We start from the raw sequence: 13,616 nt of genomic DNA, 5'->3' as shown, positions 1-13,616 counted from the left end.
ACTTGCTTGAGCCCGTCTGCAAGACGATTCCGCAGCAAGGCCGCCCCATGATCCTGCGCAACACCCCGCCGACCCCCGCCCGGCTCGCCGCCGCCGCCATCGCTACCGCCGGCGTCGTGCTGGCGGCCACCTTCGCCTTCCGGACCTTCTCGCTGCCGCTGCTGCTCGCCTCCATCGGCGGATCGGCGGTGATCGTCTTCGGCATGCCCGACAGCCGCATGGCGCGGCCGCGCAGCCTCTATGGCGGCCATGCCCTCGGGCTCGCGGCCGGGTTCCTCGCGGTTCTTGCCGGACGCAGCGACTATGCAGTCGCCGGGGCGGTGGCTCTGGCGCTGGTGGCGATGCTGCTCACCGATACGGTGCATTCGCCGGCCGGGGCCGACCCGATCATCGTGGCGACGGGCGGGGCAGGGTGGGAAATCCTGCTGATTGCAGCGGGCCTCCTGCTGCTCACCGACCTGCTCGGCCGCTTCGTGGGCTGGTGCTTCGGCGACCCGCCGGCGTGAATGGCAGCAGCGCGCGCAGACCCTCTTGCGCGGCAGCGGTAGCCGGGGCTTCCATGCGCCTCCCTGGGAGGACCTCACAATGACGAAGCGCTTCACGCTCCACGGTTTCTGGCTGTCCGGCCCCACCTACAAGGTGGGCCTGATGCTCAGCCTCTGCGGCGAGGATTTCGCCTATCATTCGGTCAACCTGCGCGCCGGTGAGCACAAGAGCCCGGCCTTCCTCGCCAAGAACCGGTTCGGCCAAGTGCCGGTGCTGGACGATGCGAAGACCGGCCTCGCGCTCTGCCAGTCGGCCGCCATTCTCGAACATCTCGCGGCCGAGCTCGGCAAGTTCCAGGGGGAGGGCGCCGCCGGCCCCGCCCGCGCCCGCGAATGGATGTTCTGGGACTTCGACCGGCTGGCCGGGCCGATCTACCGCTCGCGCGCCCAGCGCTTCGGCATCCGCAACTTCAACCAGCCGGTCATGGAAATGTACTGGGCCGAGGGCAATGCCGCCCTGAAGGTGCTGGAGGAGGCTCTGGCCGCCTCCGACTGGCTCGTCGGCACAAAGCCAAGCATCGCCGACATCGACGTCTACGGCGTCGTCGCCTTCGCGCCACAAGCGGGCTTCGACCTGAAGGCCTATCCGGCCATCGGCGCCTGGATGGCCCGCATGGAGGCGCTGCCGGGCTTCATCCCGAGCGACGGCCTGCCCAAGACGGCGCAGGCATGAGCGACGTCGCCGTCCGGGAGGCGACCGCGGCGGACGTGCCGCGCATCGCCGCGCTCATCGCCATGGGCAATGCCGCGAAGCCGATGACGGCGGAGGAGGCCGAGGCGGAGGGCCGGCTGCCGGTCTACGCGGAAGCCTTCGCCCGGGTCGCCGCCTCGGAGGCCAACCGCCTCTTCGTCGCCGAAAAGGACGGGCGGGTGGTTGGCACCTACCAGCTCACCGTCCTGCCGGGGATCGCCGAGCGCGGCCGCACCCGCGGCAAGATCGAGAGCGTCCATGTCGACCCAACGCTGCGCGGCACCGGGGTCGGCGCGGAGATGATGCGCCACGCCCTCGACAGGGCGCGGCAGGCGGGCATCGGCCTGATCGAACTCTCCTCGAACAAGAGCCGGACCGACGCCCACCGCTTCTACGAGCGGCTGGGCTTTGCCAAGAGCCACGAGGGCTTCAAGATGGTCCTCGACTGAGGCCCGAAGGCCGGTCTCAGCTCCGGCGGCGGGCCCGGCACTCGGGCAGGAAGCTGCGCCAGGTCTTGCCGGCTGCCTGGAGGCGGGTCTTGTCGCGCCGCCATTCGGCGCCGCAGTCGCGCATGATCTGGTCGTTGCGGAGCTGGGCGGCCGAGCGCGGGCGGCGCGTGGTGGTAGATGCCGGCGGCGTGGTGGTGGTCTCGGTCGCGGAACTCCGGCTGCGGCCGGTCGTGGCGGTCTGCGCAGCGGCGATGTCGGCGGTGAGGACGAGGGCGGCGAGGGCCGCGAGCCAGTGAAGTCGCATGGGTGATCCTCCTTGTGATCGGGCGCACCATCCCACCCTCCGGCCGAACCCGGGATGAACGCCATGTCGGTTGCATCCTGCCGTGTTCCCGCAACCGCGCAACTGGGGCATCGCACGGATACGCCAGGCGGGGTTCACCTGCCGCACCCAAGTGCTAGGCTCCAAGCCGACGGCCGCCGGACCAGACCGGCACCCCAGAGCCCCGCGGAGACGCCCCATGTCGCAACGTCCGATCGAACTCCACTACTGGCCGACGCCGAACGGGTGGAAGATCACGATCATGCTGGAGGAATGCGGGCTGCCCTACACGGTCATCCCCGTGAACATCGGCAAGGGCGACCAGTTCAAGCCTGACTTCCTGAAGATCGCGCCCAACAACCGCATGCCCGCCATCCTCGATCCCGACGGGCCGGGCGGCGAGCCGATCTCGGTCTTCGAGTCCGGCGCCATCCTCATGTATCTCGGGCGCAAGACGGGCAAGTTCTATCCCCCCGACGAGCGCGGCCGGGTGGCGGTGGAAGAGTGGCTGATGTGGCAGATGGCCGGCTTCGGTCCGATGCTCGGCCAGACGCACCATTTCCGCATCTATGCGCCGGAGAAGATCGAATACGCCATCAACCGCTACACCAACGAGGCCAACCGCCTCTACGGCGTGCTGAACCGGCGGCTGGAGGGCCGCGAGTTCATCTGCGACAGCTATTCCATCGTCGACATGGCCTGTATCGGTTGGGCCAAGCTCTGGGAGCGGCAGGGCCAGGACATGGCGCAGTTTCCCAACGTGAAGGCCTGGATCGAGCGCATGCTCGCCCGCCCCGCCGTGCAGAAGGGGCTGATGGTCAACAAGGAGGACCGCGCCGCGACACCGCCGACCGACCCGGCGGCGCAGGCGGTGCTGTTCGGCCAGAAGGCGCGCTGAGGGCGCCGGCCCGTTCACCTTCCCGTAGCGTTAATCCATCGTTGACCTATGGGAAGCAGACTGCGCGTGACTGAAGGGTATCGGGCGGCCGCAGGGCGGCCCGTTTCAACCGGAGATCATGCGATGACCGTGATGATCCTCGCAGAGGGCGACGCGCCGTCCATCGTGCCCGGCGATCTCGCCGAGCTCGCCGACAGGCCGGCGCGGGAACTGGGGACGCTCTACGCCGCCGGCCGGGTCGTGCCGCGCGACCTCGTCGCCGCCCATATGTGGTTCAACATCGCCGCCCTGAAGGGAGACCGCGACGCCGCCCATCGGCGGCAGGAGGTCGCCGCCGAGATGAGCAAGGACGAGATTGCCCAGGCGCTCGGCTGGGCGAGGGCATGGCTCGACGCGCAGGCTCCCGTCGCCCTCTGATCAGGCCGGGCGCGCCCGCGGCTTCTCGACGTCGGGCAGGAAGATCGTCAACAGGCCGATGAGCGGCAGGAACGAGCAGAGCCAGTAGACGTAGTCGATGCCCTTGGCGTCGGCGATCTGGCCGAGCACCGCGGCGCCGATACCGCCCATGCCGAAGGCGAAGCCGAAGAACAGGCCGGAGATCATGCCGACCTTTCCGGGCACCAGTTCCTGAGCATAGACGAGGATGGCCGAGAAGGCCGAGGCCATGACGACGCCGATGATCGCCGTCAGCACGATGGTGCCGGTGAGCCCGGCATAGGGCAGGGCGAGGGTGAAGGGCAGGGTCCCGAGGATCGAGCCCCAGATCACCACCTTGCGGCCGAAGCGGTCGCCGATGGGCCCGCCGAGCAGGGTACCGACCGCCAGCGCCCCGAGGAAGACGAAGAGCATGAGCTGCGAGTCGCGCACCGACACGCCGAAACGGTGCATGGCGTAGAAGGTGTAGTAGCTCGAAAGGCTCGTCATGTAGACGTATTTGGAGAAAATCAGCAGGCTGAGCACGCCGATGGCGGCGATGACCCGCCGGCGCGGCAGCATGGTCGGCTTCGCGGGGGCGGGGCGGGAGGCCTGGGCGGCGCGGCGCTCCGCGTACCAGCCGCCGACCTTCGTCAGGATGACCATGGCGGCGAGGGCGAGGACGGCGAACCAGGCGACGGATTGCTGTCCGCGCGGCAGGATGACGAAGGCCGCGGCGATGGGGCCGAGAGCCGTGCCGGCATTGCCGCCGACCTGGAACAGCGACTGGGCGAGGCCGTGGCGCCCGCCGGATGCCATGCGCGCCATGCGCGAGGATTCGGGATGGAAGACCGCCGACCCGAAGCCCACCAGTGCCGCCGCCAGCAGCAGGAAGGCGTAGCTGCCGGCATTGGCGAGCAGGATGAGGCCGGTCAGGGAGAAGCCCATGCCGACGGCGAGCGAATAGGGCTGGGGATGGCGGTCGGTGTAGAGGCCGACCAGCGGCTGGAACAGCGAGGCGGTCCCCGAGAAGACGAAGGCGAGGAGGCCGATCTGGCCGAAATCCAACGCGTAATTCGCCTTCAGCACCGGGTAGAGGGCGGCCACCAGCGACTGCATGACGTCGTTCAGGAGGTGGCAGGTGCTGAGCGCCGCCAGGATGCCGAACGAGGTGCGGTCGACGGCAGGGGGGGCCGTGTCGACGGACGTGCTGGTCACGAATGCTCCTCGGGGCGGCAGCGGATGCGGCAGTGATGCCCGATTGGGAGGCAATCGCTGCCTCCGGTCAATGCTGCCGCGGCGGGAGCCCGCATGCGCGGGGCGGGGGGCTCCCGCAGGTCCGTCAGTCGACCACCCGCACGGCGCCCTTGGCGGCGCTGGTGGCGAGGGCGGCATAGGCCCTCAGCGCGGTCGACACCTTGCGCTTGCGCGGGGCCTCGGGCTTCCAGGCGGCCTTGCCCTTCGCTTCCATGGCGGCGCGGCGGCGGGCGATCTCCTCGTCGGAGACGCGCATGGCGATCGTCCGGTTGGGGATGTCGATGTCGATCATGTCGCCCTCTTCCACGAGGCCGATGGCGCCGCCCTCTGCCGCTTCCGGCGAGGCGTGGCCGATGGAAAGGCCCGAGGTGCCGCCTGAGAAGCGGCCGTCGGTGATGAGGGCGCAGGCCTTTCCGAGGCCCTTCGACTTCAGGTAGCTGGTCGGATAGAGCATTTCCTGCATGCCGGGGCCGCCGCGCGGGCCCTCGTAGCGGATGACGACGACGTCGCCGGCCTTGATCTTGTTGGTCAGGATGGCGTCGACCGCGGCGTCCTGGCTCTCGAAGATGCGGGCCGGGCCGGAGAATTTGAGGATCGAGGCGTCGACGCCCGCGGTCTTCACGATGCAGCCGTCGAGGGCGATGTTGCCGAAGAGCACGGCGAGGCCGCCGTCCTTGGAATAGGCGTGGTCGGCGGAGCGGATGACGCCCTTTTCGCGATCGAGATCGAGCTCCTCGAAGCGGCGGTTCTGGCTGAAGGCGACCTGGGTCGGGACGCCGCCGGGGGCCGCCGAATAGAAGGTGCGCACGCTCTCGCTGTCGGAAACCTTGACGTCCCAGCGGGCGAGGGCGGCGGCCATGCTCTCGGTATGGACGGTGGGCAGGCTGGTGTCGATGAGGCCGGCGCGGGAGAGCTCGCCGAGGATCGCCATGATGCCACCGGCGCGGTGCACGTCCTCCATGTGGACGTTGGCGACCGAAGGCGCGACCTTGCAGAGCACGGGCACGCGCCGCGACAGGCGGTCGATGTCCTCCATGGTGAAGCCGATCTCGCCCTCGTGGGAGGCGGCGAGCAGGTGCAGCACCGTGTTGGTCGAGCCGCCCATGGCGATGTCGAGCGTCATGGCGTTCTCGAAGGCCTTGAACGAGGCGACGGAGCGGGGCAGCACGCTCATGTCGTCCTGCTCGTAGTGGCGGCGGGCCAGATCGACGATGAGGTGGCCGGCCTCGACGAAGAGGCGCTCGCGGTCGGCGTGGGTGGCGAGCACCGAGCCGTTGCCGGGCAGGGCGAGGCCGAGGGCTTCGGTGAGGCAGTTCATGGAATTGGCGGTGAACATGCCCGAGCAGGAGCCGCAGGTCGGGCAGGCGGAGCGCTCGATGACCTTCACGTCCTCGTCCGAGACGCGGTCGTCGGCGGCGGCCACCATGGCGTCGATCAGGTCGACCTTCTTCAGCACGCCCTCGGCAATGAACTTGCCGGCCTCCATGGGCCCGCCGGAGACGAAGATGGTCGGGATGTTGAGCCGCATGGCGGCCATCAGCATGCCGGGGGTGATCTTGTCGCAGTTGGAGATGCAGACCATGGCGTCGGCGCAGTGGGCGTTGACCATGTACTCGACGCTGTCGGCGATGATCTCGCGCGAGGGCAGCGAATAGAGCATGCCGTCGTGGCCCATGGCGATGCCGTCGTCGACCGCGATGGTGTTGAACTCCTTGGCGACGCCGCCGGCCTTCTCGATTTCGCGGGCCACGAGCTGGCCGAGATCCTTCAGGTGCACGTGGCCGGGCACGAACTGGGTGAAGGAATTGGCGACGGCGATGATCGGCTTGCCGAAATCCGAGTCCTTCATGCCGGTGGCGCGCCACAGTCCGCGGGCGCCGGCCATGTTGCGGCCGTGGGTCGTGGTGCGTGAACGATAGGCGGGCATGGTCGTTTCCGGTGCTCGGCGTTGGGTGCTTGATCGGTCCGGCGCGCGGTCCGTTGATCCAGCCTTTATCGGTTCAAAACGGGTTAGGCCAGTGCGGCGCGGGATCGTCCCCCATGCCCGCCCTCGGCATGGCTGGCATTCACCGCGGCTGGTTCGGGACTTGCCTGCGCCGCAGCCGTGCAGCGAGGTCAGGCCTCCGGCCCGAAAGCGGACCTACCGCCGCCGGCCCCGCTTGCCGTTCAATGACGGGCGGACCGGCGGGACCGGTCATGGAGCATGCGACGTGCAGACGAGAGACTGGGACATCGGCACCGATATCGGCGGCACGTTCACCGACATCATCGCCGTCAGGAGCGGCAGCCACGAGACCCGGATCGCCAAGGTTCCCTCCCGCCCGGACGCTCCGGTCCAGGCCATGATGGAGGCGCTCGCCGCCGTCGGCCTCGGCGCCGACGACGTGCGCCGCTTCGTCCACGGCACGACCCGCGTCACCAATGCCCTGGTCGAGGAGCGGCTGCCGAAGGTGGCGCTGGTGGCGACGGCAGGCTTCGAGGACGTGCTGGAGATCGCCCGCTACCGGCGGCAGGAGCTCTACCGGCTCGACATTCCGCCGAAGGCCCCGCCGCTGGTGCCACCGTCGCTCTGTTTCGGCATCGCCGAGCGGCTCGACCATACCGGCGCGGTGCTGACGCCGCTCACCGAGGGCGAGATCGAGCGTCTCGTGGCCTGGCTGAAGGCCAACGCCGTGCAGAGCGTCGCGATCTGCCTCCTTCATTCCTATGCCAATCCTGCCCACGAGAAGCGGCTCGCCGAGCGTCTGGCGGGCGTCGTGCCGCATGTCTGCGTCTCGCACGAGATCAATCCGGAGGCGCGCGAATACGAACGGGCGTCCTCGACGGCCTTCAACGCGGCGGCCATGCCCATCGCGGTGGAATACCTGACCGAGCTCGAGGAGCGGCTGCCGATCGGGCCGGGGCTGCAGGTCTTCCACTCGGCGGGGGCGATGGTGCCGGTGCCGGCGGTGAAGCGGCGGCCCCTCGTCATGGCCATGTCGGGGCCCGCGGCCGGCGTCTCGGCCTCGGCGCGCATCGCCCGGGACCTGGCGCGGCCGCGCGTGCTCACCTTCGACATGGGCGGCACCACCACCGACGTCTGCCTCATCGTGGACGGGGCGGCGGAGATGACCGACACCCGCATGATGGGCGGGCGGCCGCTGCGCCAGCCCATGCTCGCCGTCCATTCCATCGGGGCCGGCGGCGGCTCCATCGTCGATCTCGGGCCTGGCGGCCTCACCGTGGGCCCGAAGAGCGCCGGCGCGGTGCCGGGCCCGGCCTGCTACGGCCGCGGCGGCACCCGCGCCACCATCACCGATGCCAACGCCATCCTCGGCTATCTCGATCCCGAGGCGGTGCTGGGCGACACGATCCGCATCGACGTCGGCAAGGCGCGGGAGGCCGTGCAGCCCATCGCCGACAGGCTCGGGCTGGGGCTCGCGGAGACCGCCCTCGGCATCGTCAAAGTCGCCAACGCCACCATGGCGCGGGCGCTCAGGCGGGTGACCGTCGAGCGCGGCGTCGACGGCCGCGACTGCACGCTGCTCGCCTTCGGCGGCGGCGGGCCGATGCACGCAACGGGCCTCGCCGACCTCTACGGGCTCAGGGAGATCATCGTGCCGGCGGCCTCCAGCGCCTTCTCGGCGCTCGGCTGCCTCACCGCCGATTTCTCCTTCCTGCAGCAGCGTACGGTCCGCATGGCGCTGAACGGCTTGTCGCGCGAGGTTTTCGCCGCGCGCGTCGCCGAACTGGTGGCGGAGGCGCGCGATCCCCTCATCGCCAACGGCATCCCCGGGGACGAGATCGGCGTCGAGCACGTGGCCCTGATGCGCTACGCGGCGCAGAGCGATTCCATCCCCATCGGCTTCGCCATGCCGCTCGACCCCGTTCGGCTGGAGGCTGATTTCCACGCCCGGCACCATGAACTCTTCGGCTATGCGACGGGCGAGGACTGCGTGATCGAGGCGTTGCGCGTGAAGGCGACCAAGCCGTCGGTGACGCCGTTCTCGCGGCCGGACGTCGGCCGCCCGCAGGTCGCCGGCCGCAGCCGGCCCTGCATCTTCGGGCCGGAGGGGCCGGTGGAGACGCACATCCTGCCGCGCGAGACCCTTTCCGGCATCACCACGGGACCTGCCATCATCGAGGACGCCTGGTCCACCGTCATCGTGCCACCGGGATGGCAGGCGCGGCCCGACGACCTCGGCAACCTCTTTCTGACCCGGAGCGCCTCATGACCCCGCTGGACCCTTTCGTCGTCGAGGTCATCCGCCACGGGCTGTCAGCGGCGGCCGAGGAGATGAGCCTCGTCATGACCCGCTCCGCCCGCTCGCCGCTCTTGCGCGAGGCGGGCGACCTTTCCTCCGCCATCACCGATGCGGAAGGCGGTCTGGTGGGGCAGGGGCGCGACATTCCCATCCATCTCGGCGCCATGGCCTATACGGTGAAGGAGCTCCTCAAGGTCTGCCCCGCCTCGGGCATGAAGGAGGGCGACGCGATCATCTACAATGTCGGCGCGCTGGGGGGTAACCACCTCAACGACGTGAAGATCGCCCGGCCCGTCTTCGTCGAGGGCCGGCTCGTCGCCTTCGCCCTCAGCCTCGCGCACTGGCCCGACGTCGGCGGCACCTGGCCGGGGAGCTATCTGGCGAACGCCTTCGACACGTTCCAGGAGGCGATCCGCATTCCTCCGCTGCCGATCGCCAGCGCCGCGGGCGTCAACCGCTCGGTGCTCGACCTGATCCTCGCCAATGTCCGCGATCCCGTCTCCTGCGAGGGCGACCTGATGGCGCAGCTCGCGGCGACGACCGCGGCCGAGCGGCGCATCCGCGAGATGTGCGCGCAATACGGCACCGAGACCTTCGTCGCCACCATGAGCCGCCTGCACGACCTCTCCGAAGCCGAGATGCGCGCGGCGCTGGCCGAACTTCCCGACGGCACCTACGAGGGCGAGGATTTCCTCGACGACGGCGGGCCGAACGGCGAGCCGGCGCGGATCCACGTGACGATCGAGATCCGCGGCGACGAGGCGACCTTCGACCTCTCGGGATCGGCCGACCGGGTCGCCAATTTCTGCAACACGACGCCTTTCATTGCCCGTTCTGCGGTGGTCTATGCCGCGCGCATCATGAGCGGGCGCGACATGCAGCAGAACGCCGGCGCACTCCGACCCATCACCATCGTCACGCGGCCCGGCTCCATTCTCGAGCCGGGTTGGAATGCCGCCGTGGCCGCCGGCAACCACGAGACCTCCATGCGGGTGGTGGACGCCATCTTCCGCGCCATGGAAAGCGTCATCCCCGAGCGGCTCTCGGCAGGCGGGCCTGCGACCTCCGGCCTTCTCGCCTTCGCCGAGCCGCTGCCGGACAGTTCCTGGCGCATGCTCTACGAGGTGCATGGGGGCGGCGAGGGCGCCCGTCACGACCGCGACGGCTGCCCGGCGACGCGCGTCCACCTCGCCAACACCTCCAACACGCCGGCCGAGATGATCGAGGCGAACTACGCCATCCGCGTCGAGAAACAGGCGATCCGCCGGGATTCCGGCGGAAAGGGCCAGCACAAGGGCGGCGACGGCGTCGTCCGTGCCTATCGGGTGCTGGCGCCGAGCCTGTGGCTGACCACTTGCGTCGAGCGCTCGGTGATGCCGACCTACGGCCTCAAGGGCGGCGAGGAGGGCAAGCCCTATACGATCACGCTGGAACGTGACGGCAAGGCTGAGCGCCTGTCGGGCAAGGCGAACCTGCTGCTCAAGGCCGGCGACCTCGTGACGCTGGAGGGCTGCGGGGGCGGCGGCTACGGGGCGCCTGCCGCATGAGCACCTGGCCGGCCGGCGTCGACCGCACCGTCGGGCCTTTGCCCGAGAGCCTCGGCGCGGCGCTGAGGGCGACCGCGGCGCGGCGGGGCGAGGCGGTCGCCATCGCCTTCTACGGCGCCGAGATCAGCTTCGCGGAGCTGCTGCGGCGGGTCGAGCGGCTCGCCGCCCATCTCCAGCACGCCTGCGGCCTCGCCCACGGCGATCGGGTGCTGCTCGACATGCAGAACTCGCCCCATGCGATCATCGCCTATCAGGCGATCGCGCGGGCGGGCGGCGTGGTGGTTCCGGTCAACCCCATGTGCATGCCGTCAGAGATCGCCTATCTCGCCGAGGACAGCGGCGCGACGGTCGCGCTGATCGGGGCGGAACTGGTGGGACGGTTCGCGGCGATGATTCCGGTGCCGCTGACCCATGTGATCGTCGCCGCCTATGGCGACGAAATTCCGGCCGACACACCCTTCCGCTTGCCGCCGGTGATCGCTGAGAGCGTGCTCCCCGAGAGCCTGCCGCCGGGCTTCACCGCCTGGAGCGCGGCGCTGGCGGAGGCGCGGCCGCCGCGGCCCGACGTGAGCCGGCCGGACGATCTCTGCGTCATGCCCTACACCTCCGGCACGACGGGCAAGCCGAAGGCCTGCATGCACACGCACCACAGCGTGCTCTTCACCGCCTTCGTCCAGGCGCGCTGGTATTTCTACGACGACGACACGGTACTGACCGGCTTCATGCCGATGTTCCACGTCGCCGGCATGCAGCTCTCGCTCAACGGCTGCGCAGCCTGCGGTGCGACGGTGGTCGTCATGGCGCGCTGGGACCGCGATCTCGTGGCGGCTCTGTTCAAGCGCTATGGCGTGACGCTGTGGAGCGCGGCGCCGACCATGGTGGTGGATGCGCTGGCCGCGGAGGGCTTCGACGAGGCCGCCTTCGCCAGGCTCAGGATCATCACCGGCGGCGGCGCGGCCATGCCGACGGCGGTCGCAGCCGAACTGAAACGGCGGTGGAACCTCGCCTATGTCGAGGGATACGGCCTCACCGAGACCATGTCCCCGAGCCACCTCAACCCGGTGGATCGGCCGAAGCCGCAATGCCTCGGCGTGCCGGTGCAGGAGACCGACGCGCGCATCATCGATCCTGCGACCCTTGCCGAACTGCCGCAGGGCGAGGCCGGCGAGATCGTGGTGGCCGGGCCGCAGGTGATGCGTGGCTACTGGAACCGGCCGGAGGCGACGGCGGAGGCCTTCGTCACCCTCGAGGGCAAGCGCTTCCTGCGCACCGGCGACCTCGCCCGCATCGACGACGAGGGCTATTTCCACATGGTCGACCGCCTGAAGCGGATGATCTCGGTTTCCGGCTTCAAGGTCTGGCCCTCGGAATGCGAAGCGACGCTCTACCGTCACCCCGCGATCCAGGAATGCTGCATCGTTTCCACTCCCGACGCCTATCGCGGCGAGACGGTGAAGGCCTTCGTCGTGCGGCGACCGGGCATGGAGCTGTCGGCTGAGGCGCTGATCGCCTGGGCGCGCGACGCCATGGCCGCCTACAAGGTGCCGCGGCAGGTGGAATTCGTGGAGGCGCTGCCGCGCACCGCCTCGAACAAGCTCGATTGGCGCTCCCTCCAGGACGCCGAATGGGCCAAGGCGCGCCCGTGACGACCGGCCTTGCCGCGCCGGACCGTGACCATCACCATGCGGCCTGCATCTTGCCTGCCCGTGCCACGCTCCCCCGGCGTGCCGCCTGAGACCTCGACATGACCCTGCCGTCCCTGACCGCCCTCGAAGCCCGCATCGGCGATGACCTCGCGCGGATCGCCCATCCGCGCGCGCCCTGGCTGACCCCGCGCACGGGACCGGATGGGTCGCAGGCGCTGGACGTGCTGATCGTCGGGGCGGGGCAGTCCGGCGTCGTCGCCGCCTTCGGCCTGAAGCGGTCGCGTGTGGACAACGTGCTGGTGATCGACCGGGCGCCCTATGGCCGGGAAGGGCCCTGGGTCACCTATGCGCGGATGAAGACGCTGCGCAGCCCGAAGGATTTCACCGGCCCCGATCTCGACATCCCGAGCCTCACCTACCAGTCCTGGCACGAGGCCCGCTACGGTGCCGACCACTGGCAGGCGCTGGACCTCATCACCCGCGAGGACTGGAACGACTACCTCCTGTTCATGCGGAAAGTGACCGACATCCCGGTCGAGAACGACACGGAACTCCTGTCGCTCGATCAGGCCGGCGAGCTCGTCGCGGCACGGTTGCGCGGGCCGGAGGGCGAGCGCACCGTCTTCGCCCGCAAGGTGGTGCTGGCGACGGGGCAGGATTCGACGGGGCGCTGGTGGATGCCGGATTTCGTCGAGCGCCTGCCGGAGCGCCTTCGCGCCCACACCGCCGATGCCATCGACTTCGCTTCGCTCAAGGGCAAGGTCGTGGCCGTGCTGGGGGCCGGCGCCTCGGCCCTCGACAATGCCGCGGAGGCGCTGGAGGCAGGGGCGGCCTCGGTGCATCTCTTCTGCCGCCGGCTGGAGCCGCAGGTCATCCAGCCCTATCGGTGGATCACGTTCCGCGGCTTCATGAAGCACTTCGCCGACCTCGACGACGCCTGGCGCTGGCGCTTCATGAGCCGCGTCATGGGTCTGCGCGAGGGCTTTCCGCAGGCGACCTATGACCGCTGCGCCGCCCATCCGAATTTCGTCCTGCACACAGGCGCCGCCTGGACGGCCGCGCGCGCCGAGGGCGGCCGTGCCGTGGTGACGACGCCGCACGGCGACTTCGCCGCGGACTTCCTCATCTGCGGCACCGGCATCGCCATGGACTATGCGGCGAAGCCGGAGCTCGCCGCCTTCGCCGACAACATCGCCACCTGGGCCGACCGCTACGCGCCGCCCGCGGACGAGCGGAACGACCGGTTGGGCGCCTTTCCCTACCTCTCGTCGGACTACCAGTTCATGGAGAAGGTGCCCGGGCGCACGCCCTGGATCGCCAACGTCCACCTCTTCTCCATCGCCTCGACCATGAGCTTCGGCCCGTCGGGTTCGTCGATCAACGCCATGACGACGGCGGTGCCACGGCTGGTCGATGGCGTCACCAAGGGCCTGTTCGCGGCGGACGTGGAGGCGAACTGGCAGGCCTTCCTCGCCTATGACGTGGCGCAGGCGGAGGTGCGGCAGACTGTGCCGGGGCTCGGCGTCGCGGCGGAGTAGACAATGTTCGCGCCCTCATCGCGTCATGCCTGGGTCGACCCCGGGCATGACCTGACGCGCTTGCG

12 protein-coding genes are annotated in these 13,616 nt (G+C 69.8%); 9 read left to right on the top strand and 3 right to left on the bottom strand.

Translation table 11 applies throughout. The annotated features are described in order from the left end of the window. The first annotated feature begins 47 nt into the window (after positions 1 to 47). The 3 genes from C6569_RS09875 (at position 48) to C6569_RS09865 (ending at position 1,685) form a co-directional block, all read left to right on the top strand. On the top strand, positions 48 to 506 hold the full coding sequence (locus C6569_RS09875; RefSeq protein WP_106748682.1) for an HPP family protein: 459 nt from the start codon (positions 48 to 50) through the stop codon (positions 504 to 506). A gap of 79 nt (positions 507 to 585) precedes the next feature. Further along, the gene (locus C6569_RS09870; RefSeq protein ID WP_106748681.1) at positions 586 to 1,218 is read left to right on the top strand and encodes a glutathione S-transferase family protein; all 633 of its coding nucleotides are present in this window, start codon (positions 586 to 588) and stop codon (positions 1,216 to 1,218) included. Then, positions 1,215 to 1,685, top strand: a complete 471-nt coding sequence (locus tag C6569_RS09865; protein WP_106748680.1) for a GNAT family N-acetyltransferase — start codon at positions 1,215 to 1,217, stop codon at positions 1,683 to 1,685. Before C6569_RS09870 ends, C6569_RS09865 begins: the two co-directional genes overlap by 4 nt. A 16-nt stretch (positions 1,686 to 1,701) precedes the next feature. Here the strand turns inward: C6569_RS09865 and C6569_RS09860 are convergent, their stop codons facing one another. Beyond that, positions 1,702 to 1,989 carry a hypothetical protein gene (locus C6569_RS09860; RefSeq protein ID WP_106748679.1) on the bottom strand — a complete coding sequence of 96 codons (288 nt, stop codon included), beginning with the start codon at positions 1,987 to 1,989 and terminating at the stop codon, positions 1,702 to 1,704. Positions 1,990 to 2,206: 217 nt separating this feature from the next. Between C6569_RS09860 and C6569_RS09855 the strand changes: the two genes are divergently transcribed. Both C6569_RS09855 and C6569_RS09850 read left to right on the top strand, forming a co-directional pair. Next, positions 2,207 to 2,905 carry a glutathione S-transferase N-terminal domain-containing protein gene (locus C6569_RS09855; protein WP_106748678.1) on the top strand — a complete coding sequence of 233 codons (699 nt, stop codon included), beginning with the start codon at positions 2,207 to 2,209 and terminating at the stop codon, positions 2,903 to 2,905. A gap of 123 nt (positions 2,906 to 3,028) precedes the next feature. Continuing rightward, positions 3,029 to 3,322, top strand: coding sequence for an SEL1-like repeat protein (locus tag C6569_RS09850; RefSeq protein ID WP_245898291.1), 294 nt, complete (start codon positions 3,029 to 3,031; stop codon positions 3,320 to 3,322). Here C6569_RS09850 and C6569_RS09845 read toward each other — a convergent pair whose 3' ends face one another. Both C6569_RS09845 and ilvD read right to left on the bottom strand, forming a co-directional pair. Next, positions 3,323 to 4,537, bottom strand: a complete 1,215-nt coding sequence (locus C6569_RS09845) for an MFS transporter (RefSeq protein ID WP_281260403.1) — start codon at positions 4,535 to 4,537, stop codon at positions 3,323 to 3,325. Positions 4,538 to 4,661: 124 nt separating this feature from the next. Then, complete coding sequence (gene ilvD / locus C6569_RS09840; RefSeq protein ID WP_106748676.1) at positions 4,662 to 6,503, bottom strand: dihydroxy-acid dehydratase; 1,842 nt, start codon at positions 6,501 to 6,503, stop codon at positions 4,662 to 4,664. A gap of 283 nt (positions 6,504 to 6,786) precedes the next feature. On the opposite strand from ilvD, the gene C6569_RS09835 reads away from it, so the two are divergent. From C6569_RS09835 to C6569_RS09820, 4 genes are all read left to right on the top strand, one after another. Then, positions 6,787 to 8,790: a hydantoinase/oxoprolinase family protein gene (locus C6569_RS09835; protein WP_245898290.1), complete on the top strand. Its 2,004-nt coding sequence runs from the start codon at positions 6,787 to 6,789 to the stop codon at positions 8,788 to 8,790. Further along, on the top strand, positions 8,787 to 10,367 hold the full coding sequence (locus tag C6569_RS09830; protein WP_106748674.1) for a hydantoinase B/oxoprolinase family protein: 1,581 nt from the start codon (positions 8,787 to 8,789) through the stop codon (positions 10,365 to 10,367). The genes C6569_RS09835 and C6569_RS09830 overlap by 4 nt, the downstream gene beginning before the upstream one ends. After that, the gene (locus C6569_RS09825; protein WP_106748673.1) at positions 10,364 to 12,013 is read left to right on the top strand and encodes a long-chain-fatty-acid--CoA ligase; all 1,650 of its coding nucleotides are present in this window, start codon (positions 10,364 to 10,366) and stop codon (positions 12,011 to 12,013) included. The genes C6569_RS09830 and C6569_RS09825 overlap by 4 nt, the downstream gene beginning before the upstream one ends. 98 nt (positions 12,014 to 12,111) lie before the next feature. Further along, positions 12,112 to 13,551: an NAD(P)-binding domain-containing protein gene (locus tag C6569_RS09820; protein WP_106748672.1), complete on the top strand. Its 1,440-nt coding sequence runs from the start codon at positions 12,112 to 12,114 to the stop codon at positions 13,549 to 13,551. Positions 13,552 to 13,616 lie beyond the last annotated feature (65 nt).

The organism is Phreatobacter cathodiphilus (genome assembly GCF_003008515.1).
In the GTDB taxonomy this organism is placed as follows: domain Bacteria; phylum Pseudomonadota; class Alphaproteobacteria; order Rhizobiales; family Phreatobacteraceae; genus Phreatobacter; species Phreatobacter cathodiphilus.
The sequence above is the reverse complement of the archived record's forward strand: the minus strand, read 5'-3'. Positions and strand labels throughout refer to the sequence as shown.